Annotated in this window: 19 protein-coding genes and 1 tRNA gene; 14 read left to right on the plus strand and 6 right to left on the minus strand. The window is 51.8% G+C overall.

Going from position 1 to position 24,895, the window contains the following annotated elements; all coding sequences use genetic code 11:
* The first annotated feature begins 63 nt into the window (after window positions 1-63).
* Window positions 64-963 carry a LysR family transcriptional regulator gene (locus DWZ56_RS08485; protein ID WP_118556021.1) on the plus strand — a complete coding sequence of 300 codons (900 nt, stop codon included), beginning with the start codon at window positions 64-66 and terminating at the stop codon, window positions 961-963.
* Window positions 964-976: 13 nt separating this feature from the next.
* On the opposite strand, the gene DWZ56_RS08490 is transcribed toward DWZ56_RS08485, so the two are convergent.
* On the minus strand, window positions 977-1,522 hold the full coding sequence (locus tag DWZ56_RS08490; protein WP_147369400.1) for an ECF transporter S component: 546 nt from the start codon (window positions 1,520-1,522) through the stop codon (window positions 977-979).
* A 96-nt stretch (window positions 1,523-1,618) separates the two neighbouring features.
* Here DWZ56_RS08490 and DWZ56_RS08495 point away from each other — a divergent pair, with 96 nt between their 5' ends.
* A complete protein-coding gene (locus DWZ56_RS08495; protein ID WP_118556025.1) occupies window positions 1,619-2,278 on the plus strand; it encodes a Crp/Fnr family transcriptional regulator in 660 nt (219 codons plus the stop codon).
* Window positions 2,279-2,339: 61 nt separating this feature from the next.
* Here DWZ56_RS08495 and DWZ56_RS08500 read toward each other — a convergent pair.
* A tRNA-Arg gene (locus tag DWZ56_RS08500) sits at window positions 2,340-2,413 on the minus strand.
* Window positions 2,414-2,456: 43 nt separating this feature from the next.
* The gene (locus tag DWZ56_RS08505; protein WP_158584499.1) at window positions 2,457-4,766 is read right to left on the minus strand and encodes a helix-turn-helix domain-containing protein; all 2,310 of its coding nucleotides are present in this window, start codon (window positions 4,764-4,766) and stop codon (window positions 2,457-2,459) included.
* Window positions 4,767-5,015: 249 nt separating this feature from the next.
* Between DWZ56_RS08505 and DWZ56_RS08510 the strand changes: the two genes are divergently transcribed.
* From DWZ56_RS08510 to DWZ56_RS08530, 5 genes are all read left to right on the plus strand, one after another.
* Complete coding sequence (locus tag DWZ56_RS08510) at window positions 5,016-5,987, plus strand: ABC transporter permease (RefSeq protein ID WP_243095150.1); 972 nt, start codon at window positions 5,016-5,018, stop codon at window positions 5,985-5,987.
* 20 nt (window positions 5,988-6,007) lie between these two features.
* Window positions 6,008-6,877 carry a carbohydrate ABC transporter permease gene (locus DWZ56_RS08515; RefSeq protein WP_118556029.1) on the plus strand — a complete coding sequence of 290 codons (870 nt, stop codon included), beginning with the start codon at window positions 6,008-6,010 and terminating at the stop codon, window positions 6,875-6,877.
* Window positions 6,878-6,935: 58 nt separating this feature from the next.
* Window positions 6,936-8,549 (plus strand): extracellular solute-binding protein, encoded by a 1,614-nt coding sequence (locus DWZ56_RS08520; protein WP_118556031.1) that lies wholly within the window; start codon window positions 6,936-6,938, stop codon window positions 8,547-8,549.
* Between the two features lie 163 nt (window positions 8,550-8,712).
* Window positions 8,713-11,817, plus strand: a complete 3,105-nt coding sequence (locus tag DWZ56_RS08525) for a hypothetical protein (protein ID WP_118556033.1) — start codon at window positions 8,713-8,715, stop codon at window positions 11,815-11,817.
* Window positions 11,810-13,009: a mandelate racemase/muconate lactonizing enzyme family protein gene (locus tag DWZ56_RS08530; RefSeq protein WP_158584500.1), complete on the plus strand. Its 1,200-nt coding sequence runs from the start codon at window positions 11,810-11,812 to the stop codon at window positions 13,007-13,009. Before DWZ56_RS08525 ends, DWZ56_RS08530 begins: the two co-directional genes overlap by 8 nt.
* Before the next feature lie 3 nt (window positions 13,010-13,012).
* On the opposite strand, the gene DWZ56_RS08535 is transcribed toward DWZ56_RS08530, so the two are convergent.
* Window positions 13,013-13,897, minus strand: a complete 885-nt coding sequence (locus tag DWZ56_RS08535; RefSeq protein ID WP_118556037.1) for a DUF3881 family protein — start codon at window positions 13,895-13,897, stop codon at window positions 13,013-13,015.
* A 15-nt stretch (window positions 13,898-13,912) separates the two neighbouring features.
* Window positions 13,913-15,190: a serine--tRNA ligase gene (gene serS / locus DWZ56_RS08540; protein ID WP_118556039.1), complete on the minus strand. Its 1,278-nt coding sequence runs from the start codon at window positions 15,188-15,190 to the stop codon at window positions 13,913-13,915.
* A 646-nt stretch (window positions 15,191-15,836) separates the two neighbouring features.
* Between serS and gdhA the strand changes: the two genes are divergently transcribed.
* The 3 genes from gdhA to DWZ56_RS08555 all read left to right on the plus strand — a co-directional run bounded on the left by gdhA (window position 15,837) and on the right by DWZ56_RS08555 (window position 19,119).
* Entirely contained in the window at window positions 15,837-17,171 is a 1,335-nt protein-coding gene (gdhA, locus tag DWZ56_RS08545) for an NADP-specific glutamate dehydrogenase (protein ID WP_118556041.1), read from the plus strand.
* A gap of 376 nt (window positions 17,172-17,547) precedes the next feature.
* Complete coding sequence (locus tag DWZ56_RS08550; protein WP_118556043.1) at window positions 17,548-18,294, plus strand: GntR family transcriptional regulator; 747 nt, start codon at window positions 17,548-17,550, stop codon at window positions 18,292-18,294.
* Window positions 18,295-18,336: 42 nt separating this feature from the next.
* Window positions 18,337-19,119: a SagB/ThcOx family dehydrogenase gene (locus tag DWZ56_RS08555; RefSeq protein WP_243095152.1), complete on the plus strand. Its 783-nt coding sequence runs from the start codon at window positions 18,337-18,339 to the stop codon at window positions 19,117-19,119.
* A gap of 167 nt (window positions 19,120-19,286) precedes the next feature.
* On the opposite strand, the gene nagB is transcribed toward DWZ56_RS08555, so the two are convergent.
* Complete coding sequence (gene nagB, locus DWZ56_RS08560; protein ID WP_118556045.1) at window positions 19,287-20,012, minus strand: glucosamine-6-phosphate deaminase; 726 nt, start codon at window positions 20,010-20,012, stop codon at window positions 19,287-19,289.
* Window positions 20,013-20,197: 185 nt separating this feature from the next.
* Here nagB and DWZ56_RS08565 point away from each other — a divergent pair, with 185 nt between their 5' ends.
* The 4 genes from DWZ56_RS08565 to DWZ56_RS08580 all read left to right on the plus strand — a co-directional run bounded on the left by DWZ56_RS08565 (window position 20,198) and on the right by DWZ56_RS08580 (window position 24,841).
* A complete protein-coding gene (locus DWZ56_RS08565) occupies window positions 20,198-21,499 on the plus strand; it encodes a hypothetical protein (RefSeq protein WP_118556047.1) in 1,302 nt (433 codons plus the stop codon).
* A 53-nt stretch (window positions 21,500-21,552) separates the two neighbouring features.
* The gene (gene yyaC, locus DWZ56_RS08570; protein ID WP_118556049.1) at window positions 21,553-22,125 is read left to right on the plus strand and encodes a spore protease YyaC; all 573 of its coding nucleotides are present in this window, start codon (window positions 21,553-21,555) and stop codon (window positions 22,123-22,125) included.
* A 69-nt stretch (window positions 22,126-22,194) separates the two neighbouring features.
* Window positions 22,195-23,388, plus strand: coding sequence for a LysM peptidoglycan-binding domain-containing protein (locus DWZ56_RS08575; protein ID WP_158584501.1), 1,194 nt, complete (start codon window positions 22,195-22,197; stop codon window positions 23,386-23,388).
* Between the two features lie 169 nt (window positions 23,389-23,557).
* Window positions 23,558-24,841, plus strand: a complete 1,284-nt coding sequence (locus DWZ56_RS08580; protein WP_147369401.1) for a DUF5711 family protein — start codon at window positions 23,558-23,560, stop codon at window positions 24,839-24,841.
* Window positions 24,842-24,895 lie beyond the last annotated feature (54 nt).

Raw genomic sequence — 24,895 nt, forward strand, 5'->3', positions numbered from 1 at the left:
AGTTATCATAAAAAATGATATGAATGCTGTGAAAACAGAAATTACGGTTAAGGGGATGGGGAGATGGAGATTCGGAATATCAGGACATTTATTAAAGTGGCGGAGCTGGAGAATTTTACGAAGGCGGCTTTGGAGCTGGGATATGCACAGTCAACAGTTACAATGCAGATCAAACAGCTGGAGGAGGAACTGCAGACAGAACTATTCACCAGAAACGGCAAGCTGATCGCTTTATCGGCGGCTGGGCAGGAATTTCTGCAGTATGCCTACCAGATTGTGAAGTATGACGCCATGGCGCTGGAACATTTCCGCGCGGATGCACAACCCGAGGGAATGCTCTGCATAGGGGTGATGGAAACGGTATGCGCCTCCGGCTATGCGGACCTGTTTTACCATTTTTTGAAAAAGTATCCTGGGGTATCGCTAAAGCTGGAGGTGTCTACCACATTTGAGGCCATGGAAAATCTGGACAGGGGCAAATTTGACCTGATCTTTTTGCTGGATAACAGGATCAGCAGGCCGAACTGGGTAACCGCGGCTGAGTTCCCTGCGGACATTTCTTTTTTCTGCGCCCCAGAGCATCCGCTTGCCGGCAAACGGGATGTGCCTCTGGACCGCCTTTTACAGGAGCATTTTATTCTCACTGAGAAGGGATGCAATTACCGGTATGTTTTTGAAAATGATCTGGCCGCGGCCGGAAAAAGCTTAAGCTGTGACATGGAGATCGGGCATACCGAGTTTATTATTGGCGCGGTATCGGAAGGGCGGGGCATTGGGCTGCTTCCCTATTTTACACTGAAAAAAGAGCTGGATTCGGGAAGGATCTCCCTCATACAGGTCAGCGGCTACCGTATACAGCTGTGGGTCCAGGTCATCTATAACCGAAACCGGTGGATTTCACCGGCCGTGAAGGCATTTCTGCGGGAACTGGAGCTGTTTGGGCGGGAACTGTCGGCCAGATAGCTAGTAGATAGGCTCACCTCTGTGCGCTCCGTCCGGCAAGCGCAATTTTGACCGTCGGAAGTATGAGCAGAGCGGCAGCGCCGCCCAGAAGCGCCGTTATAAACTGCGATATGGAGAACATGCCGGTAATTACCGAAGCCTGCGGCTGTGGTAACCGTAAAAGCAGCGGCACCGCTATCAGTACAATTCCGGCATAAAGCACTGCAAACTTAGCGAAGGCGGCACCGATTAAAGCTACGATGTTTGCGGCGTATTTGTGTCCCCATTTCCAGTTTCCTAAGTGATGCCAAACCAGTACAAGGGTGATATTTCCTGCCATGATAAAGGGGATCAGGCTCCAAAGCGGGCCTATTCCGATAAGCTTTGCCATAACAGGCGAGATGACGGCGACGGTTATCCCGGAGAGAATGCCGCAGGCCATGACTGAAATAATGAGCAGCATATTTACAACAGACCCTGTGATAACTGTATTTCCTGTAGCTTGGGTGGTTGCCTGCAATACAACAAGCATTGCGGTTAGAACTGCGGTGCGGGTGATCCATAGTGTTCGTTTGTTCATAATCTGCTGTCTCCGTTCCATTGATTTATAGCCTTTATTATAGTACAATTTGGCTGAATCTCCTGTTGCGGGTGCAACCGAATGTGAGGACTGCTTATGAATGAATTTATTGAGGATTTAAAGAATACAAATCTGTTTTCGGATATGGAACCGCAGGATATTGACGGATTGTTCCGCTGTCTTTGTACAGAGCGCGCCGATTATGCCAGGGGTGAATACATCGTTGAAGAAGGCAGCAGAGTCCGGAGCTTCAGCATTATACTGTCAGGACATTGCCGTGCCATTAAGTGGGATCCGTCAGGCAGATTAATTATTATCAGTCTCCTTAAAAAGGGAAGTGAGATAGGAGTTATTCTGGCGGCAAGCCGAGACCGTGAAAGCCCAGTTACCGTAGAGGCTCAGGATGAGGTATCTGTATTGAAAATCCCTTTTGAGCGTGTTTTCACCCAGTGTGAAAAGGCCTGTCCCGGGCACGCGAAATTTCTGCGCAATTATATCCGCATTGTCGCTGAAAAGGGGCTTTTGCTGCATGAACGGATGGACTGTCTGCTCCGGCCTACCGTGCGTGAGAAGATATTAAGCTATTTATGGAGAATATCACGTGAACAGAAGAGCAAAATATTCAGCCTGCCAATCAACCGAAATGCGATGGCGGAATATCTCAATGTGGACCGCAGCGCGCTTTCCAGAGAACTGTCCTATATGAAACGTGACGGAATTATTGACTATTATAAGAATACGTTCAGACTGCGGTAATTTCTTTAGACCGAAAAAAGACGAGAGTCTTGACTTATCAAGGCTCCCGTCTTTTTAACAGCGTTCCCGAGGTGATTCGAACACCCGACCTACCGCTTAGGAGGCGGTCGCTCTATCCTGCTGAGCTACGGAAACGTATAAGTAAAATATTAGCGCATCTACTATTGTACCCATAGTTTCACGATTCGTCAAGAGGGAAAAATGTATTTTCCGTCCGTCCTTCCGCCAGCTGCTGGCGGAATTCGCTGGGCGTCATCCCGGTATAGCTTTTGAATTGCTTCAGAAAACCGTGAGGTTTTGGATAGCCTGTCATCTGCCCGATATCGGCGATCTTGAGAGAGCCGTCCCGCAGCAGTTCACAGGCTTTTTCTATGCGCACCCTGATCAGATACTGTTTTATGCTGCTTCCGGTCTGCTCGTGAAACAGATGGGACATATGGGTGGGGCTGAACAGAAAGACCTCCGCCAGCAGCGGTATGCTGATATCCTGATCATAATTCTTCTCTATGTAGGCTTTGATGCGCTCAGACAGCTGATTGTCCGGATTGGTCTTTTTGTACAGGATCTGTGTTATGACAGATTTTATGTAGGCATTAAACCAGGAAAAGAGCTGGTCTTCGGGAAGGGACAAAAGTTCTGCACACTGATCGGTCCGGTTAATATCCTCCGTGATGTTTGCATCGTATGCGTACTTGAGCAGCCGGTGGTAGAGCTGCAGGAGAAAGTAGGAGCGCTTACTTCTGTCCCGGCCTGTAACGGACAGGATCGTGCCGATAATGGAGGCCAGGCATTCTTCCGTGCCGGCATTGGCACGGACGGCTGCAATCAGCTCAGATTCCAGCTTATAGGGATAGCCCTCGATCTGATCCGACAGGGCGGACAGGGAAGGGATATCGTCATAGCAGATGATCTGCTCGGAAGATAGGAACCCCAGCGCCAGAGCCTTTTTGGCGTTGCGGTAAGAAAGGCTTATATTGTAGATATTTTGTTCAATGCTCCCGATACCGATCCGCGTGATGTATTTCTTTATGTCCTTAAAAAGCTGTACAAGAAGCGCGAGCACATGTCCGGTCCGGTCCCCGGCGTTCTCCTGTCCTGTGAGTGCGCAGATGACCGTGATTTCCTCCTCATAGGAATTACAGAAGAGGTAGCTGCCGGAATCGGAGAACTCTTCTGCCAGCAGATCCATGACCATAGCGGTGAGAGAGTGGATCTGAAGCGGCAGATAATGTTCTCCTGTGGATGCATTGAGTTCATTTAGCTTGATGACGCATACGAATACAGGGCAGGTTCTGCTAAGCCCGATGTCAAAATAGGAAAGGTTTTTATCGATCTCGTCCGGCCGGACGACATATCCTCCTAACAGTGATATGACGAAGTTATTTTTCAGGACGGGCAGGCTCTCATCCAGGCTTTCGCGTATGCTTTTATTCTCCTGCTTCAGATGGTCAATGTTTGTCTCGATATGATGCAGAATATCATCGTTGGCCTGCAGCGGCTGGTCGAACTGGCGCGCAACCTTTAAGATCGGCCGGGACAGGCGTCTGGAAATGATTTCGGAACAGAGTACGGCCATGGCGATACCTGAACTTAGGATCAGTACGGAGAGGATTAAGAGAGCCCGGACTTCCTTATAGATAACAGCCGTGGAGGTGATGCTGTAATATCGCCATCCTGTGCCGGGTGAACTGACACAGGAGATTAGATATTGCTCATTCTCCATAGAAAATTCGATGCTGCCCGACTCGGAGAGCCGGTCGAATATCTGCGGAAAATAACCGGCGTAACCGGCGCAGTTATCGGAGCCCGTGACGGTTAATGCATCCTCGTTCAGCGCGAAGAAGGCGTTTTCCCCTTCACCGACGGAATTGAACATGTCGCTGAAAAAGGAAGTGTCAAGATTGATGATCAGAAGGGATTCCAGCTCCCCGCCCGTATACTGCAGCGGCCGCATCAGGCTTAAGAGGGAGACCCTGGCCTGCTTCTGTGAGTCCCACACGGTCCTGGAAGAGGTTCCGGAAACGGAAGCCCCGGCCGGGTCGATGGAGGTGAGAAATGCGCCATCAAAACAGCTGTCCACGGGCATGACGCCGGAGTTGGCAACATATGCCAGCTGATCCTGCGGATAATAAAATATGATGGAATGGATATAAGAGTTATTTGCGATCATATCCTCCAGCTGATTGGAAACGTCAAACAGGGAATCCACGTCCATCGCTTCATAGTAATGAAGAAAACTGCGGAATTTCCGGTTGGATGAATAGTTGAGCATGATCGTATTTATGTAGGAAAGGGTGGTATCCACAGAGTTGCTGAACTGCGTCAGCAGTTTCTGGCTGGATTCGATCTCGTTGGCACGCAGGGAGTGTATGGACACAAGGCTCACCAGAGTGCCGGTAAAGCCGATGAGCACAAGACCCATGGCTAAAAATGCGTTGAAAAGTTTTTCCGTATACTTTCTGGCTCTGTTTCGATTCTTCCATATCACTGCCATTCCCCCCAGACTGCACATCTATCGGTATTATACCCAAAAAACGCTTCAATAGAAAGACTGTTACCCAAAGATCACCGTTTGGTTACAGAATCATAGTTTAGTTAAAGCGGCGTCCGGCGAAGTCAGGACGTAAGTCAAAGAAAAGCAAATATGTGAAATTGACGCTCAGTGCGGCGGAGGATATAATCACGTTACAAAACCGGAACACAATCTACCGCCAATGGGTAAAAGGGGGCGCTGACTATGAAAGCCAGAGGTAAGAGAAACAGCTGCAACACGGGAGTCAGAAGCTTTTGGACTTATTTTAAGGGTAATTATGATATGTACCTCATGCTTCTGCTTCCGATTGCATTTTACTTCACATTTAAGTACGTGCCGATATACGGGCTCGTGCTTGCCTTTAAGAATTATAACTTCGCGGAAGGCATAATGGGGAGCGAATGGGTGGGATGGAAAGTTTTTGAGAAGCTGTTCAGGGACAGGACGTTTTGGCTCGCCATGAGAAATACGCTTCTGCTCAATCTCATGTCCCTGCTGATCGGCTTCCCGATCCCGATTATATTTGCCTTGCTGTTAAATGAGATCCGGCAGGTGAAGTTCAAAAAGATCGTGCAGTCGATTTCCTACCTGCCCCACTTTGTCTCGTGGGTGATCTTCTACGGGATCATCGTGGCGGTCACCTCAAAGAACACCGGAATCGTCAACATACTGCTTGGCAGCCTCGGCCTGGAGCAGCAGAATTTCCTGACAGAGAAGGGCTGGTGGCTGTTTATCTATGTGGTATCCGGCATATGGAAGGAGACGGGCTGGCAGGCGATCCTGTATCTTTCGGCGCTTTCAGGGGTGGACCAGCAGCTGTATGAGGCGGCGGCCATCGACGGCGCTGGCAGGTTTAAACGCCTGTGGCATATCACGCTTCCCGGCATACGCAGCACGATTGTGGTCATATTGATCCTGGAAATCGGCAAGATCATGACCATCGGCTTTGAGAAGCCGTTCCTGCTGGGCAACAGCATGGTGAGCGATGTCTCCACTGTTTTGAGCACCTATATCTATACGATGGGTATCACCAGAGCACAGTATGAGATAACAACCGCAGCGGGACTGTTCCAGTCGGTCATCAATTTCGCCCTTGTGATGGGTGCGGACCGAATCGCCAAGCTCATGGGCGAACCGGGGCTGTTTGAGAGCAAGATTGGAAAGAGGAAGAGATAAAAGAAGGGGAGGTTACGGCCATGAAATCCAAAAGCGCTGCTTCGCGTGCGTTTGACGTCTTTAATATAACCCTGATGATCCTGCTTAGCGCAATGTTTTTATATCCGCTGTGCTACATCATCGCCCTGTCTCTGTCGGATGCGACGGCGATCATCGAGGGGCGGGTGGTTCTGTTCCCGGTAAAGTTTACCACGGATGCATATGCCATGCTGTTTCGGGACAGTTCGATCATTCATTCCCTCTGGTTCACCGTGAAGCTGACGGTATCAGGGGTGGCCTGCAGCCTGCTGATTACGGCGGTGGCGGCGTACCCTCTGTCCAGACAGCACCTGAAAGGCTCAGGAATACTCATGAGACTGATCGTATTTACCATGTATTTCAGCGGCGGCATCATACCTACCTATATGGTGGTGCGGGGCATCGGGCTGTTTGACAGCATGTGGGCGCTGATTCTGCCCAATATGGTGGATACCTTCCTGCTGATCATCATGATCAATTACTTCCGGGGCCTTCCGCAGGAGCTGGAGGAGGCGGCGAAGGTGGACGGCTGTTCCAACTTTAAGACATTCCGGAAGGTATTTCTTCCGCTGGCCAAACCGTCTCTGGCCACGCTGACCGTCTTTTACGCAGTCGCATATTGGAACACCTTTTTTAATGCGCTGCTGTACATCCAGGATCAGAAGCGGCTGACGCTGCAGGTCAAGCTGTATCAGGTGCTGAACATGTTCTCCGACAGCCTGGATCCGGCGGGGGGCATCTCCGCCACCGTCATACCGGAGAACGTGAAGGGAACAACAGTGGTCGTGGCGGTGCTGCCGATCATCTGTGTATATCCGTTTATGCAGCGCTATTTTGTCAAGGGAGTGACGGTCGGAGCGGTAAAGGGCTGACCGTTAACCATAGAGTATCGGCCAATGGCCGGCATTATAAAAAAGAGGAGGTAATACAGTGAAAAAGTACAGGGTAATATCGGTTTTACTGGGGGCCGTTCTGACATTGTCCTTCCTGCTGGGGGGATGCAGGACTTCAGGCCAGACAGGTCAGACGCAGGGGACGCCGGACGCAGAGGGCGGGCAGACAAAGCAGGCGGAAATACCGGAAGAGGATCTGATTGAGATCACAGAAATTGTATGGGACCGCGGTACGATTCCGGCGGATCAGGGGACGCTTGAGGATAACTGGTGGGTGGACTATGTGAATGAGCAGATGCGCCCTCTGGGCATCAAGGTGAACTATGTAATCGTGCCCAAGCAGCAGAACACTGAGCTGCTGTCCACTATGCTGGCTGCCAACAATGCGCCTGATCTGGTGAAAACATCCGATATCGCGCTGCTGAAATCTTATATCAGCAAGGGCGGCGTAGCGGATATGGGACCCTATCTTAAGGAATTCGGACAGAATATCCAGAATTTCTATTCGGATGAAGAGCTGAAGGACGGGCAGAGCGAAGGAAAACAGTATATGCTCTATCACAAGCAGAATGATTTTATGCGCACCACATTTGTGCGGGAGGACTGGCTGGATCAGTTAAATATCCCTCTTCCATCCAATCCGCAGGAGTTTCGCGATATGCTTGTAGCCCTTAAGGAAAATGATCCGGGCAATGTGGGGGATCCCCTCATCACGCTGGGGCTGATCGGACAGGTGTTCAGCGCGTGGGATATGGTCATGCTGCCGGCATTTGTAAATGAGGAACCCACGGTGGAGAAGCTGCTCACGCCCAGAATCATGTGGCCGGAAGCTAAGGAATGCCTGCGTTATCTGAACGGTCTGTATAACGACGGCCTGCTGGGTGAATTTGTACTGGATAAGGATGAGTCGCTGTTTCGGCAGAAGATCGCCAGGGGGGAGATGGCGGCGTTTATCGCAAGCGGTCAGTACCCTTACCACAGCGCCTATGGAAATCTGTATGACACGCTTAGGGGCAATCAGCCGGAAGCCAAGCTGACAGCGATATGGCCGTGGCAGAACGAAAGCGGTGAGAACTATTATCAGATCTATGACAGCGCGCCCATGTATAAATATATGTGGTTCATCCCGTCCTCCTGCAAGAACGTGGAGGCGGTTGTCAAATACTTAAACTGGATGAGCAGCGAGGAAGGATATATGGTCGGCTGCCTCGGCATTGAAGGTGAGGACTATGTCATGGAGGACGGCGTGCCTAAACCGCTGGTGGATACGGAGAATTCGCGTGTAACGTGGATTGAGCCGCAGTACGGAACGATCGGCAAACCGTTTAACGGCGCGGAAGATAAGGATTATTTCATTAAGAATTATATTAAGGATTTCAATTCCGATTACCATGAGGAGATTCTTGCCACGGCCAAATGCCTCTCGGAGGTGAAGTATTACAGACCGACGCTTTCGGTGCCGACGCCTGTAACGGATGAGGTGTCCGCAACGCTGGCTCAGATGCAGACGGATAATATCGCTAAGATTATCTGTGCCGCTCCCGGCGAATTTGACAGGATTTACGATCAGTTCCTGGAGGACTATAAAAATGCCGGAGGCCAGGAGAGCGCGGAGGAACAGATTGCGGCCTATAAGCAGATGGGGAATTAATGGGATGCACTGTTGCGGAATGGGGGATTATATAGTACTCTTATAGTTGATGTGACGACCGTTTATGGAAGCAGAAATACAAGACATATGAGCGGGCCTGCGGTTCTTACGGAATGGCTGTGAACATAGGCAGGGTTCTGCCGGGAAGGAGTATTTCCTTAATATGATACCCAATTTTAATGATCCGCCAAAGGAAAACAGGATACGTCCGTTTTGGTTTCTGAACGGGGAGATCGAAGAGGAGCAGATAGAGAAACAGATTCTGGAGATGAAGGATAAGGGGCTGGGGGGATTTATACTCTGCGCCAGGCAGGGGATGACGGTTCCGTATCTGTCGGATGAATGGTTTGCGATCGGCAGGAGGATTGTGGAGCTGGCAAAGCAGCAGGGGCTGGAGGTGTGGCTCTATGATGAGTTCCCCTATCCTAGCGGCATGAGCGGCGGCGAGGTGACTGTCCGCCATCCGGAGGCGTGCCAGCATGAGCTCATGTTCCGGGAATGCTTCGTGGAGGATGAAAAGGCCGTTATGGAGCTGGGAGGCGTGACCGTGCTGTCTGCAATGGCTTATCCGGTGGCGGAGGGAAAGACCTGCTGGGATGAGGGGAAGGATATTGCCGGCAGCATCGGGATCATACAGCCGGTGCAGATCTATCAGCGTCAGGACAAAGAGAATGCGCTGAACAATAAGCGGTTTTTCTCGTATGGGCCGGAGAAGGAGCTTTATTGGAGAAATCCCGGGGGAAGATGGCGCATCATTGTGGCGGCGGCGAAAAAGATTGATCATTTCAAATACTATGGGGAGTTCATGGACCCGGCCAATCCGGATGCGGTGGGAGCCTTTCTGGAGACAACTTATGAGCGGTATTATCAGGTGTTCGGCTCCCTTATGGGAACGGTGATCAAGGGCATTTTTGCCGATGAAACGCATTTTCTGGGTGATCATTTCTGGTCGTTTCAGCTGCCGGACTATTACAGGGAGCGATTCGGAGGAGAGATCGTTAAAGAGCTTGCGGCCATCCTGGACCGGGAATACCCGGGCAGCGCCAGGATTAGGTATCAATATTTTCAGTGCATGCATGAGCTGCTGCGCGACCGTTATCATAAGAGGATCTCGGAGTGGTGCGGGGAGCATGGCATAAAGTATATGACGGAGATCCCGTCCATGAGGATGAGCGGGCAGATGTACAGCCATATACCGGGAGGAGATCCCAATCACGATAAGATCGGCCTTCCTTTGGCGGATGTGATAGAGCGGGACTTCGCGGGCTTTCGCTCCAATACCAAGATCATCAGCGCGACGGCCAGGCAGTATGACCGGCGCGACAGCATGATCGAGAGCTTTCACAGCATCGGCTGGAGCATGACGCTGCAGGACGCTAAATGGATGATTGACCGGGAGACTCTGATGGGGGCGTCCTTTCATGTGTTCCATGCTTTTTTCTATACGGTGGACGGAATCACCAAGCATGACGCGGCTCCGTCACAGTTTCTGCAGAATCCGTACTGGGAGCATTATAAAAAGCTGGCGGATTACTGTGCCAGAACGAGCCGCTTCATAACGGAGACGCAGTCTTCGGCCAGGATCGCGGTATTTCATCCGATTACCAGCTGGTGGACGGCCCTGATCAACCCGATGCTGCGGATGAAATATACAGGATCCGATGCGGGCGAGGAAAAGGAGGCAAGGCGTCTTACGGAGGGCTATCTCTCCCTTTGCAGGACGCTCTTGTTTCACGGCATAGATTACGATGATCTCGACACGGAGACGCTTGCCCGGGCGCGGATTGAAGGCAGTACCATAAGGATCGGAAGAGCATCGTACAATACGGTTTTGGTTCCGTCGGTCACGAATATGGAAGGGGCTGCGGGAGAAATGCTCAAGGAGTTTGTCCGATGCAAAGGCAGGGTGATCTTCTGCGGCACCCTTCCGCATGAGGAGATCGACGGATACAGCTTTGCCAAAGAGTGGCAGTCGGAAGAACTGCCGGGAGTGACCTACATTGATGCGCCGTCTGCGGGCGGGATAAAGGCGTGGGAGAATGCGGTGCTGCGTGCGGTCAAAGAAAATTCTCCCTTCGAGACGGAAGTTGTAATCCCCGAAGAAGCGAGAGGAAAAGCGGTTTGCTGCCGCAGGGAGGATGAGGCATTTGACTATGTGTTCCTCACAAGCTGTGACGGCGCCGGGACGGATTTTACCGTATCGGGAAAGGATAACAGGCGCTATTATGAGCTTGACTTGGAAACGGGGAAGACGGTCTTCTTAAAAGATGGCGGGAAACTGGAAGACCATATCGGGCCTTGGGAATCCAGACTGATCGCGGCCGCAAGGCCCGGCAGCGGTTTGGAGGCGGCGAAAGCCCAGGCGGCGCCGGCGAAGCCCCGTACGGTTCTTAAACTGCCTGTGGATAAAACGCTTAAGACCGGCATCTGCGGTTATAATGTGCTGCGGTTCGAAAAGTTCCGCTTTTCTGTGCAGGATTCTCCCTGGGCGGATGTCCTGCCCCAGATGTGGACCGATCAGGTGAAGGATGCCGGCCTTACCGGCTGGTGCGGACTGGCATTTCGCGGGGGCTTTGGAGTTCCTGCAAAGATGGAATACTGGTATCCGGTCAGACTGCGCTATGAGACAAAGTTTACAGTCCGCAGATGCCCGGAAAAAGCTTTCCTGATGCATGACAAAAGGGGCATTATGGGAGAGTATGCGATCTGGCTGAATGGCCGGCAGCTCGGCCGTGACCGCTTTTTCAGGGAATTTATCTATGATCAGAATAACCTCATGTGCGATGTGGCCGAATGGCTGGCGGAGGGTGAAAACACTCTGGAGATTGAGGTCACGGCATGGAAGGACTGGCACGGTTTAAGCGATCCGGTCTATCTGCTGGGAAGGTTTGGCGTGGACAGGGACTGTGTGACGGCTAAAGGGGAAGGGGGATATCCTTATTACAGCGGAAAACGGTGGTATTCCGTGGAGCTTGCGCTGCCTAAGGAGGCTGTGACGCTTGCGCTGCCGGAAAATGCCGGATGTTTTGAGTGTGTCGGACTGCAGGTGGATGGGAAAGAGCTGGGAACACGCGCGTTTCTGCCTTATGAATGGAACGTCCCGGCTGATCCGCAGAGATGTCCGGTATCGCAGATCACCGTAACCGTGGACAATACGCTGATCAATATGCTGGAAGGCCGCCGCTATGATTATACACGCCGTATTCCGGTATCCGTTTGGGATGCCCCGGGAGAGGCTGATGATAGAGAGGAGAAACAGAATGTATAAGATTCATCCGGATTTTGATGTATTTCATCCTGTCGGCTGGGAGGAGCTTCAGGAGATTATGGACCGGCCGGTAGTCAGGACGGACGGACTGCCCTTACCGGTGATCATTGATTCCTATACGCTTTTAAAGAGCGGGAATAACTGGTTCTTAAAGGTGAGAGGCACGAACGGTGAGGAGGGATTTGCCCCCTGCTCGGACCGGGCGGAATATCTGTATCTGCTGTTAAAGCGGTTTCTGCTCCTGACGCTGGGCGAAGATGCCCGGAATCTGGAATCTATACTCAACAAGATTTATGTGACCGATATCAATTATAAAATCCAGGGCCTGGCGTATTGGTGCTGCATCTCCTGGCTGGAGTCCGCCGTTCTGGATATGCTGGCCAAAGCTGCCGGCTGCGGCGTGACCGATCTGCTGGGAGGACGGGTAAGAAATGAGCTGGAGATGTATGTGGCCTCGGGCAACCGTCAGACCACTCCGGAGGAAGAGGTGGATTTCCTCCAGCAGTATGTGGACCGGACAGGCGCTAAAGCGGTCAAGTTCAAGCTGGGAGGCCGGATGAGCAGAAATGCGGATTCCCTGGCAGGCAGGACGGAAGGGCTGCTTCGCCTGGCCAGAAAGCATTTCGGTGACAGTTTTATCATCCATGCGGACGGAAACGGATCCTTCGATGCAAAAAAGGGAATCGAGATCGGCAGAATTGTGGAGAGCGTGGGCACGTATTTCTATGAGGAACCCTGCCCTTTTGACGATCTGTGGGATACAAAGGAGGTGGCGGATGCGCTGGATGTGCCGCTGGCTTTCGGGGAACAGGAGACAAGCCTTAGGCGCTTTGCCTGGCTGATTGAGAATAACGCAGCTCAGGTGATCCAGCCGGATCTGCAGTATACGGGCGGCTTCATCCAGTGCATGAAGGCGGCGAGAATGGCCGAGAGAGCCGGCATGGCGGTCACACCCCATGTGTCGGGCGGCTTCACCTCATATAACGCGCTGCTGTTTTGCTCCGTCATACCCAATGCCGGCCATTACCATGAGTACAAGGGTTTTGGGGAACTGGGCGATTACGTAAACGGAGGGCTCGCTATAAAGGACGGCCGCGTCCGCATTCCGGAGGGCCTGGGGCTTGGAATCGACGGCGCATTGCTGAAGCGCCCGGATATGGAGACGGTATTTGAATTAAAAAGACAGGGGTAAAGCTTAATAATCCCCTGTCTCAAAATCCACCAGACCCTGCATCCAGATCTCGCCCTTGAAGCGGCGGCCTACGGCCGGTTCTCCCAGCAGGTCCATCTTGTTGATCGCCACCTGGAAGGGCAGGTCGTTGCACTCTATGAGAAAGGAATAGATCTGCTCTCCGGTCATGCTGTTATCGCAAAGCTCCATGTCCAGGATCTCGCCGATGATGGTGTAATGATCGCATTCGACGCCGTTGGGCATGAAGGTGGAATCCACGATGCTGTAGACATCTTCTCTGCGGATGCGCCTGGAAATCTGTGCATAGAGATCGATGTCTTCCAGCGTGAGGCTTTCCATGGCGGACTCATCGCCGTTTTTAGCCGCTTCGATCAGATCGTAGCGGTTTTGTGCGACCTTGCAGCGGGCCGCTTCATTCTCCGTCTTTTTGACCGGCAGCAGGATTTTGCCGCTGGTGGACAGGGCGGACATCACGATATCGGCATTGGAGAGAAGCGCATCTCCCGGAATCCCCCGGCGCATGTAATCGGCGGGATTCTGCAGGTAGAAGATCAGGGAAATCCCCAGCTTATTTTCCTCACAGAGGCCGGAAAAGGAACATTTCTCCGCATGCCGCTGTATGCTGCAGGCCGCGGAGGTAGTGAGCTTGTCGCCAAGCACATAAGGGAAATAATATTCTCTCTGAAATACGTCATGTTCATCATACTCCCCACAGACGGTCAGGCCGATGCCGTGGCCGAAGGATTTGGAGATGCAGGTGAAGTTGCCGTGTTCCAGATGGATCACATCGACGGACTCCGCGGAGGAGACAATCTCCTCCAGAAGTCCGTCGATGTCCTTTTTCGAGGTGTGTTGGCTAAAGCCGATCGATCTTAAATATTTGTGCATGAAAACCTCCAGGGGTTATCGGATTACCTCTTTACCGCCCATGTACATCTGAAGCGGTTTCGGAATATTGATGCTGCCGTCCTCATTCAGATTGTTCTCAAGGAATGCAATCAGCATGCGGGGCGGAGCGACTACGGTGTTATTTAATGTGTGCGGATAGTAGTTGCCGCCTTCTTTTCTGACGCGGATGCCCAGTCTGCGCGCCTGCGCATCACCTAAATTGGAGCAGCTGCCCACCTCAAAATATTTCTGCTGGCGGGGGGACCATGCCTCCACGTCTATGCTCTTAACCTTTAAGTCAGCCAGGTCGCCCGAGCAGCATTCCAGCGTGCGTACCGGAATATCCAGGGAGCGGAAGAAATCCACCGTGTTGGTGTAGAGTTTCACAAACCACTCTTTGCTTTCCTCGGGTTTGCAGACCACCACCATCTCCTGTTTCTCAAACTGATGGATGCGGTAAACGCCTCTTTCCTCAATGCCGTGTGCGCCTACTTCCTTGCGGAAGCACGGGGAGTAGCTGGTTAAGGCCTGAGGAAGCTGGTCCTCATCCAGTATCGTATCGATAAATTTGCCGATCATGGAATGTTCGCTGGTGCCGATCAGATACAGGTCTTCGCCTTCGATCTTGTACATCATGTTTTCCATCTCGGTAAAGCTCATGACGCCGGTCACCACATCCCCGCGGATCATAAAGGGCGGTATATAATAGGTAAAGCCCCTGTCGATCATGAAGTCGCGCGCATAGGAGAGGATTGCGGAATGCAGCCTGGCGATATCGCCGCAGAGATAGTAAAATCCGTTTCCGCTGGTTTTTCTGGCGCTGTCCAGATCGATGCCTTTTAAGCGTTCCATGATATCCACATGGTAAGGAATTTCAAAATCAGGAACAGCAGGTTCGCCGAAGCGCTCCACTTCCACATTTTCGCTGTCATCTTTGCCGATCGGCACGGATTCGTCAATGAGGTTGGGAATCACCAGCATGCGTTCCCTTATTTTAGCGGTCAGATCCGCTTCCAGCACTTCCAGATCTTCCAGCTCCTTCGCGATCTCGGCCACCCTGCCCTTGGCCTTTTCGGCATCTTCCTTCAGGCCTTTGCCCATCAGAGCGCCGATCTCCTTGCTGATGACCTTGCGCTGGTTGCGCAGGGTATCGCCCTTTTGTTTCGCCTCACGGAAATTGCGGTCGAATTCGATGACCTCGTCCACAAGCTTCAGCTTTTCATCCTGGAATTTCTTGCGGATGTTCTCTCTAACCAGTTCCGGGTTTGTGCGCAGTAAGTTGATATCTAACATAGTTTCCTCCTTAATATATATTATCGTCTGTGGAAAAAAATCCTGCAAGCGCGGATTATTCAATAGGCCGTATTATTCTAGTACCTCGTATACCAAATAACTACACTTTATTACTGGCCTATTTTTCCGATAGCACGGATCAAAAAGCCTCAACGTAGCCCGCTACGCCTGCGTTTTTTGATCCGCACTCTCGAAAAAATATGCTCAGTAAAAAGTATAGCTATTTGGTTTACGATGTACTAGTGAATAAAAAAACTCCCGTCCCCTGACATGGGACGAAAGTTCTCGCGTTGCCACCCAAATTGCCGGCGATCGCCGGCCACTCTTGAGTACGATATAGGGTACCGGCCTTCCGGCTCCTCGCCGGCTGCTGGAAAAGTGGAACGGCTGTGTCCGCCACCGGCTCACACCGCCCGCCGGCTCTCTGAAGACATGTACAGTCTTAGCTTTTCTCATACGCATTGCTTGTATTAGTTATTGCCCATTATAGTACATGGGTATGCATTTTGCAAGTGAAAAAATAATTGACTTTAACACACTAAACCATTATACTGTTATCTGGACAAAGCCAGGACAAAACTACAGATATATGCACTTTCAACCGATACCGGCCACTTTGTCACAGATAATACAGGAGGGAAAAATTATGTCTTATGTATCAGAAGTTATGGAACGCGTAGTCGCGAAAAATCCCGCGGAGACAGAGTTCCACCAGGCAGTAAAAGAAGTGTTGGATTCACTGGCACTGGTGATTGACGCCCATGAAGAAGAATATAGAAAAATGGCCTTATTAGAGCGTCTGACTGAGCCGGAGAGAATTATCTCCTTCCGCGTACCTTGGGTGGATGATAACGGCCAGGTTCAGGTGAACAGAGGCTTCAGAGTGCAGTTTTCCAGCGCGATCGGACCGTACAAGGGCGGCCTTCGTTTTCATCCTTCCGTAAATCAGGGCATCATTAAATTCCTGGGCTTTGAGCAGATATTCAAAAACTCCTTAACCGGACTGCCGATCGGCGGCGGCAAGGGCGGTTCCGACTTTGATCCCAAGGGGAAATCAGACAGAGAAGTGATGGCATTCTGCCAGAGTTTTATGACAGAGCTTAGCAAATATATCGGTGCGGACGTGGATGTGCCGGCAGGTGATATCGGCGTGGGAGCCAGAGAGATCGGCTTCCTCTACGGACAGTATAAGAGGCTGACCGGCAAGTATGAAGGCGTACTGACCGGCAAGGGCCTGACATACGGCGGTTCCCTGGTTCGTACACAGGCTACAGGCTATGGACTTGTTTATATCGTGAGCGAGATGTTAAAGGCGAAGGGAAAATCCCTTGAAGGACAGACCATCGTGATCTCCGGTTCCGGAAATGTGGCTATTTACGCGGCTGAGAAGGCGCAGCAGCTGGGCGGCAAGGTAGTGGCCATGAGTGATTCCAACGGCTATGTGTACGATCCTGAAGGCATCCGTCTGGATGTGGTTAAGGATATCAAGGAAGTGAAGCGCGGCCGTATCAAAGAGTACGCGGACAGGGTCGCTTCCGCGGCTTATGCGGAAGGCAAGGGCATCTGGACTCTGAAGTGCGATATCGCTCTGCCCTGCGCTACGCAGAACGAGCTGAATCTGGAAGATGCACAGGCGCTGTTAGATAACGGCTGCTACTGTGTGGCGGAAGGCGCCAATATGCCTTCTACCAGAGAAGCAACCGAGCTCTTCCTGGAGAAGAAGATCCTGTTCATGCCGGGTAAGGCTGCCAATGCCGGCGGTGTTGCGACATCGGCCCTGGAGATGAGCCAGAACAGCCAGAGGCTTAGCTGGTCCTTTGAAGAGGTGGATGAAAAGCTTAAGGGCATCATGCAGGGCATTTATGCCAAGGTCAGCGATGCGGCTGCCCGTTACGGCGTGGAAGATAATTTCGTGGCCGGCGCTAATATTGCCGGTTTTGAAAAGGTAGTGGAAGCCATGACCGCACAGGGGATTGTATAATAAAAAACAGTTGATAGATAACCCGGATAGTCCTGTAAGCAGGCAGAGGAAGCCTGTTTGCAGGATTTTTCGTTCAATAGGGAAATCCGGGCGGAATTATTATAAAATACGTCCGGATTACTATTGAAACAGGGCGGTTTCGGCGGTATCCTTATGGAAGAAGCCGTTTAGTGCCCCACCATGGGCGGAAATTTTACAGTATTGCGGACAGGAACCGCGGGTAAGAACTGCCGGCAGCCCGGGAGCTGGTTCGGTTGACAACCGAGCTTATCTTTAGTAGTATTCGTTATATAGATGTTGACCATTTGTATTACTTCAGGCAAAGGAATGACAGTGCGCGCGAAGTGGGCAGAACTGTCAGTAAGGAAAAGAGACTATGGATCCGGATTATATTAAAATTAATAAATACAGTTCAATACCTCTTCACGAGCAGCTGAAAAACTGCATGCGTGATGCGATACAGAGGGGGACACTGCCGCCGGGAGAGAAGCTTCCCACGGAGGAAGAGCTCTGCAGGCATCTTGGGATTTCCCGCCCTGTGGTGCGCCAGGCATACAGCGCTCTGGAAAAAGAAGGGATATTGGAGAGAAAGCGCGGCAGGGGAAGCTTTGTGAAATCCCTGGACCGCGGCATGCTGATGATGAGGCTGGCCAGCTACAACGATGAGATGAACATGATCGGCATGACTCCCTCCACCAGACTCATGAAAAAGGAAATTCTGACATTTGAGCTGGACGCGTACGGCAGGCTGGATCTGCAGCAGGGGCAGCCCTGCCTGCATCTTGAGAGAATGCGGTATGCCAACGGCGAGCCATTTACCTATATAGAGAATTTCGTTCCGCTCGCCCTGTTTCCGGGGCTTGAGAACTATGATTTTGCGACCGTATCCCTGTATCATATATTAAAGGAAGACTACGGCACCCATCCCGTAAAGGCTCAGAGGTCCATCCGGGCAGAAATTATCGATGCCAGGCTGGCGCCGCTGTTTCATGTGGAAAAGAGAACAGCCATTCACAAGGTGGAGAGCCTTGCCTTCGATCAGGATGGAAGAATGATTGATTACAGCCTGGAAACCTATCCCAGCAACACGCACCATTTCGAGTTTCAGGTATATTCGGAATAGCGGGAAAAGGATGCCGGCGGCATTGTGAAGGAGGACTGCAAGATGGAAGATAAGATGAAACTGCGGATCATGGAGCAGAGGGAAGTTATGAAGGGATATACCGATGCGGACGCCGATGACGAAGTCACCGATCAGGAGAGCGGACTGCCACAGCCTGCGCTCGATAAAGCCTGTCCGGGAAGCCCGGTCATATCGCTGCCCAGGGATTTTGAGGATATTTTGACAAAGCGCGATATCATGGATGTGCTGGAGCAGAGAACCAGCCGCCGTCAGTACGCAGACGGGCCGCTAAGCCTTAAGGAGCTGGCCTTTCTTTTATGGTCCAGCCTGGGCGTTAAGAAAGTGATCGGCAAAAAGAACCACGCCACGCTGCGCACCGTGCCGTCCGCCGGAGCCAGACATCCGCTGGAACTCTATGTATTTGTGACCGGGGTGGAAGGGCTGTCGCGCGGGCTGTACCATTATCTGGCCCTGGAGCATAAGCTGGAATATCTGGGAGAGGTGGAGGATCAGGAGAACCGCGTGACCGCGGCCTGCTGCGGCCAGGCATTCGTGGGGACCGCTCCCGCGACCTTTTTCTGGACTGCGGTGCCATACCGCAGCGAGTGGAGATATCAGGCAAAAGCACAGAAGTATATACTTCTGGACGCGGGCCATTCCTGCGAGAATCTGTATCTGGCCTGCGAGGCCGTCGGCTGCGGAACCTGTGCCATCGGTGCCTATGAACAGCCTCTCGCCGATGAACTCCTAAACCTCCCCACCGGTCCGTCTTATGACAACGACAGCGAATTCGTAATATATATAGCTCCCGTTGGGAAGATATAGAAAAATAGCGGCATTTATGAGCAGACAGCCCCTTTGCATGCATAAATTTTTATATGATTTATGCACGGTAAAGGGGCTGCAGCACTATTTTTAGTGCGACAGCCCCGGCTATATGGTGGAAAGGCTATATGGTGGAAACTCTGCGATTTATAACCGCAGGCCCGCGTTTACATCAGGGAAAGTGCAGCTTCATCCGCCACAACAATCACATCATTGTGCAGCTGCAGAACGGATGCGGGCACGTTGGGAGTCACCGGACCGCAGAGCACATCCTTAAGGATTTTTGCTTTGCTTTCGCCGCTGACGATGAGCAGGATCTTTCTGGCCTGCATGATGTTCTGTATTCCCATGGTATACGCCTGTCTCGGCACATCCTCGGCCTTCTCAAAAAATCGCTTGTTCGCTTCGATCGTGCTCTCGGTCAGATCCACGCAGTGAGTCAGCTTTTCAAATGCATCGGAAGGTTCATTAAAACCGATATGGCCGTTGTGGCCGAGTCCCAGCAGCTGCAGGTCGATGCCGCCCAGCGATTCGATGACATGGTTGTACCGGGCGCATTCCTTGTCCGCATCGGGCTCGGTGCCGTCCGGGATGTTGGTGTTGTCCATGGAGATATTGATATCTTTAAAAAAGTTATGATACATGAAATAGTAATAGCTCTGGTCATTCTCCCTGGGCAGCCCTCTGTATTCGTCCAGATTTACACTTCTTACCTCGGAAAAATCCAGATCACCCTTGCGGTACCATTCGATCAGCTGTTTATAAGCGCCGATGGGGGTGGAGCCCGTAGCCAGTCCCAGCACACAGTCAGGTTTCATAATCACCTGTGCGGAAATTATGTTGGCAGCTTTTCTGCTCATATCGCTGTAGTCTTTTGCTCTGTAAATTCTCATTATTTCCCCTCCTGATATGTAGTAGGCCGCAGCCAATCTGCGCGGCCTTTTTTCGTTATTATCAGCATAACATGTTTCCAGGGCGCGAACAAGGTAAATTGGTACAATTTTTGGTTCTTTTACAGTGATTTTAAGAATGTCTGCGTACCCATGCACATAAAATAGACATAAAGGGGAGTGATAGCATGTCTGAATATCAGAGATTTGTTTCCTACATATATGCCTATAACGGAGAGGTAAAAAATAAAAATGTGGGATTCGCCAAAGTGGAAGCAAGAAATGGGCAGTGCAAGCTGCTGATCAGTTTGAAAGGGGCTTATGGCAGCGCGGCAGGCCCCCTGATGGTATGCGGATTTTGCCGGGACAAAGAAAATATAAAGAAGATCCCTTTGGGGCAGGTACTGCTTAGGAGCGGTATGGGAGAATTCCGCTATGAAGGAAAAGAGAACGATATGGGCGGCAGCGGAGTCGGGCTGTCAGGAATGAACGGGCTGGTGATTAAGAGCGCCGGTGTGACGAAAACCATGTATATAACAGCGTGGGACGACAAGCCGATCTGGACCTCCAAATTCCAGGATGAGCCTGCCTTAGCAGGCGGCCGGCCAGACCGGGGGGAGCGGCCGCATACGACGCCGGGACAGGGATTTCTGCGGGCTGCGGAGGTATCCGCAGCTGAGACCGTGCTGCAGGAGCCGGAAAGCGTGGAGACAGTTCAAAGCAGCACAAACAGAGACAGCAAGATACGCATCCTGTTTCCTGCAGAGGAACCGCCTGTGGAGCTGATCCGAACAGAGGAGCCGGCGGAAGGTGCGGTAAAAGACGTTGAAAGTGTGTACGGATATGAGAGCGGGGTCCGGCTGGAACCGGAGACGGTAACCGCGTCTGATCCGGTGGAATTAGGGGTGGAGGAAGAGATCCGGACTGCCTTTGAGCAGAAGCAGGCTCCCGGGGCGGCTGCTTCCGGGCAGGAGGAATCCGAAACAGCAGATTACATACAAGAAGAGGCTTCCGGGACATCTGACCGCAAAATCGTGGAGGAGATACGTTCGGACGCAGATGGCGCGCCGGAAACAGACAGAAATGATGCGGCAGCGAACACAGACGGCATAAAGCACGGCGAGATAAGGTTTGGAGCCGGCCGGTCGGAAAGCGGGGACGCCATGTGGAACCGCCTGGCAAAAAGATTTCCCAAAAGGGCGATCCGCAGCGATGCCGGGGTATGGGAGGTCATGCAGATTCAGCCGCAGGATATCGGGTTGCTCCCCCGGGAGACCTGGATCTTTGGCAATAACAGCTTTCTGCTGCATGGGTATTATCAGTACCGCCACCTGATACTTGCCCGCCTGGGCGGCACCTGCATCCTTGGAGTGCCGGGGCTTAATCATAACAGTGAGAAATTTATGGCGGCCATGTTCGGCTTTGAGAATTATCTGCCTGCAGGAGAATATGGATATTGGTATACGGAGATAAAATTGGGCAATAATTAAAACCAAATCCATACCTTGCGGCGCGACGCCGCGGGAGTGAAGCAGGTGAGTATATGAATGTGAAAGAAATATCCTACTATCCGGCAGGCAGCGCATTTTGTCCGGATGCATTTGGAAAAGAATTATCAGAACTGATTGAAGATATCAGGCGGGAAGAGAAGAAAGAGGATGTGCTGTACCTATGTATCGGGAGTGACAGGTCTACAGGCGACAGCCTGGGCCCTCTGATCGGATATATGCTGCAGAAGGAAAGCGGCCTGTCCACAGCAGTCCTCGGCACACTGACCTATCCCGTACACGCAGTAAATCTGGAGGAGGCGCTTACACAGATCGAAACGGAATTCAGCGACAGCATCGTGGTGGCAATCGATGCATCGGTAGGCAAGCGGGAACATATCGGGTGCATCACGCTGGGCAGAGGGTCAATAAAGCCCGGACTTGGCGTGAGCAAGGATCTGGCAGAGGTAGGAGACATCTTTATTACCGGCATAGTTGGGGCCTGCGGCAGATTTGAACCCTTGATGTTGCAGAACACCAGACTGTCCATGGTGATGGAGATGGCGGACTGCATCTGCCGGGGAATCGGCGCTGTCGAAAACTTTTGTCTGGAAGCTTCCAGGAATTGACAAGATTTGCGTTTCTCCCGTGCTAATATGGAAGGTAAGAGTATCCATTTGGGTCGGCGAGGTGATGTTATGGCAGAGGAAATAAAGTTACCAAAGAACATACGCCAGATAGGGGAACGGGAAGAGAAAGTCAAAATATACATGGAAGATTACGTGAATACTTATATCAGAAGGCTGAAAGTGGGATCAGACGAGAAGCCCCGTGTCGGCATTTTGGTAGGAACCAGACAGGCGGAGACGGAGCGGCCGTATCTGTTTATTAACGGAGCCCTGGAAGTATACGGAAGTTATATGGAGGAAGGCGCGGTCCGCATCAATGAGATGACATGGGCGGCCGTTTACGATAAGCTGGACAAGTTTTTCCCCCAAAGGGCGATCTGCGGCTGGTTTTATTGCTGCAGAGAGGAGGAAGAGGCTGATCTTAGAACCCTGTTTTCTACCCATGACATGTATTTCCGCGGCGGAGATAAAGTCCTGTTTTTGTACAGGGAAAATGAGGAAGAGAATTTCTATCTGGGCAGGATCAGCTCTTTTGAAAAGCTGAAAGGCTTTAATATCTATTATGAACGCAATGAGCAGATGCAGGATTATCTGATTTCAGTCAATCCGCAGCGCCATATTGAGGAACCGAAAGAAGAGCCGGTCATGCAGAATTTCCGGAGCGTAATGCAGCAGCAGAAGGAGAAGTCGCAGCAGAGAAAATCCTCCGGCTTTGCGGCCAGCGCTGCCATGCTGCTGCTCGCTACGGCTGTGGTGACAGGCAGCTATATGCTTAAGAACAATAAGCTGGAGGCTGTTTTTTCCGACAATGTGGAACAGACATTTCCTTCCGGTTCCGGGACTTCCGTATCCGGAAGCGGTATATCTGAAAGCGGGGGAAGCTCCGGAGAATCCGCGCCTTCTACGCAGGGCCAGCCCGGTGAGAGCCAGGGAGTGGTGATAGAGGAAGTGCCTGGAAATGTGTTCCCGACAGAGGCGCCTTCGACGGAAACTCCCACAGAAGCGCCTACAGAGGCACCCGAAACACAGGCGCCGGACCCCCAGCCGGAACAGACAGCCCCTCCGGAAACGAATGCCCCCGAGACGCCGCCGGCCACGGAAGCGGCAGCGGTATCCACCTACATAGTTCAGTCCGGCGACACGTTAAGCATTATCAGCAAGAAGATCTACGGTGACGATAAGCATGTGCAGGCGCTCTGCGACGCCAACGGGATCACCAATCCTGATTTCCTCTATGTGGGGCAGGAACTGACGCTGCCCTGATGCCGTCAGGGGTACGGCAGATGTAAAGTAACACGGCAGATTTATATTTGGATGTATATTGTTTTTCCTTATTGACATCGTGCATTCCAGGCTCTAAAATGTGAAAAAGGCCTGCGGCGGCCGCCGTATTTGGAAGGCACGCCTGAATGGCAGGGCAATGGAGGAAAATGTGGGAAATTCGAATGATTACTTCCGAGAGCGCCAGAAGCGCAATCTGAGAAAAGGCATTATAGAGAATAAGAACCTGACGGATGAAGAGGACGAGCTGGAAGAGGAATATGAGGAGGAGCCGGAAAGGGAAGACGGCTATGATAAGTCGCTGAAACGGCACAGGCGCCTGCGCAGGCTCATACTGATGGGGGCTGTGATTGCGCTGGCCGCCATTGGGGCGGTCTTCATCTTCCGGCGCGGCAGCCGTCAGTACGCCACCTATCAGGTCATGTGGGAAAAGGATCTGGCTGAAGGCAACCTGACCGAGTATGCGGACTTTGGGGATAATATGCTGAAATTCAACAGGGACGGCATCTCCTACATAAACAGAAACGGTGAGACGGTGTGGACGCAGGGATATGAGATGAAATCCCCTGTGGTGGAAACCTGCGGAGATTTCGGCATCGTGGCGGACCGGCGCGGCTACACGATGTATATTTTCAGCACCGAAGGCATTACTGGTTCGGCAGGCACCACTCTGCCGATCTCGAGGGTGACCATAGCGGGGCAGGGTATGGCCGCCGCGATATTGGAGGATACGGAGGCCAATTACATCCGCTTTTTTGACAAGAGCGGCCGCCAAATGGATATGGAAGTCAGGACCCTGCTGTCCAGCAACGGATATCCGACGGATATCAGCCTTTCGCCCAACGGACACCTGCTCGCCGCGTCCTATGTCTATCTGAATCAGGGAACCATACTGAACAAAGTGATCTTTTACAACTATTCATCGGTGGGCAAGGATGTGCAGGACAAGCTGGTGGGAGGCTTTGAGCACTACAAGGAGACCATGATCGGCCAGGTGGAATTCATGACCGATACGGAAGCCTGCGTGATCACCGATGGCGGCATTGATTTCTATTCCACCAAAAATGAGACATCGCCGGCGCTGAAAGGTTCTGTGACCTTTGAGTCTGAGATCCGGAGCGTATTTACCAACAAAAAGTACCTGGGCGTCATCACGGACAGCAATGAAAACGGACAGGCCTATGAGCTGTACGTCTATAATGGCAGCGGGACTTTGCTGTTTCACAGGCCCATGAACATGCGCTATACCCATGCAGAATTTTCCGGGGATACCCTGCTTATCTATAATGAATCGGAATGTACGATCAGGGATATCAAAGGGAATGTAAAGTATCAGGGAGCGCTGGATAAATCGCTGTCAAAGCTGGTGTATGTTTCGGACGACCAGTATATCGCCGCCGGAGCGGATAAAATCCGCCGGCTGAAGCTGGAGTGAGATTTAACGGATCAATACGGTGGATCGGATAGGATTTCCCCGGAGAGGGCATGG

This window comes from Lachnotalea sp. AF33-28 (assembly GCF_003477885.1).
Lineage (GTDB): Bacteria > Bacillota > Clostridia > Lachnospirales > Lachnospiraceae > AF33-28.

Bases quoted from the DNA above. Each gene is read 5' to 3' on its own strand.
- yyaC (WP_118556049.1), top strand. From the start codon at position 21,553: ATGAATGTGAAAGAAATATCCTACTATCCGGCAGGCAGCGCATTTTGT.
- DWZ56_RS08515 (WP_118556029.1), top strand. From the start codon at position 6,008: ATGAAATCCAAAAGCGCTGCTTCGCGTGCGTTTGACGTCTTTAATATA.
- DWZ56_RS08555 (WP_243095152.1), top strand. From the start codon at position 18,337: ATGGAAGATAAGATGAAACTGCGGATCATGGAGCAGAGGGAAGTTATG.
- DWZ56_RS08490 (WP_147369400.1), bottom strand. From the start codon at position 1,522: ATGAACAAACGAACACTATGGATCACCCGCACCGCAGTTCTAACCGCA.
- DWZ56_RS08535 (WP_118556037.1), bottom strand. From the start codon at position 13,897: ATGCACAAATATTTAAGATCGATCGGCTTTAGCCAACACACCTCGAAA.
- serS (WP_118556039.1), bottom strand. From the start codon at position 15,190: ATGTTAGATATCAACTTACTGCGCACAAACCCGGAACTGGTTAGAGAG.
- DWZ56_RS08550 (WP_118556043.1), top strand. From the start codon at position 17,548: ATGGATCCGGATTATATTAAAATTAATAAATACAGTTCAATACCTCTT.
- DWZ56_RS08530 (WP_158584500.1), top strand. From the start codon at position 11,810: ATGTATAAGATTCATCCGGATTTTGATGTATTTCATCCTGTCGGCTGG.
- DWZ56_RS08495 (WP_118556025.1), top strand. From the start codon at position 1,619: ATGAATGAATTTATTGAGGATTTAAAGAATACAAATCTGTTTTCGGAT.
- DWZ56_RS08485 (WP_118556021.1), top strand. From the start codon at position 64: ATGGAGATTCGGAATATCAGGACATTTATTAAAGTGGCGGAGCTGGAG.
- DWZ56_RS08565 (WP_118556047.1), top strand. From the start codon at position 20,198: ATGTCTGAATATCAGAGATTTGTTTCCTACATATATGCCTATAACGGA.
- gdhA (WP_118556041.1), top strand. From the start codon at position 15,837: ATGTCTTATGTATCAGAAGTTATGGAACGCGTAGTCGCGAAAAATCCC.
- DWZ56_RS08525 (WP_118556033.1), top strand. From the start codon at position 8,713: ATGATACCCAATTTTAATGATCCGCCAAAGGAAAACAGGATACGTCCG.
- DWZ56_RS08575 (WP_158584501.1), top strand. From the start codon at position 22,195: ATGGCAGAGGAAATAAAGTTACCAAAGAACATACGCCAGATAGGGGAA.
- nagB (WP_118556045.1), bottom strand. From the start codon at position 20,012: ATGAGAATTTACAGAGCAAAAGACTACAGCGATATGAGCAGAAAAGCT.
- DWZ56_RS08510 (WP_243095150.1), top strand. From the start codon at position 5,016: ATGAAAGCCAGAGGTAAGAGAAACAGCTGCAACACGGGAGTCAGAAGC.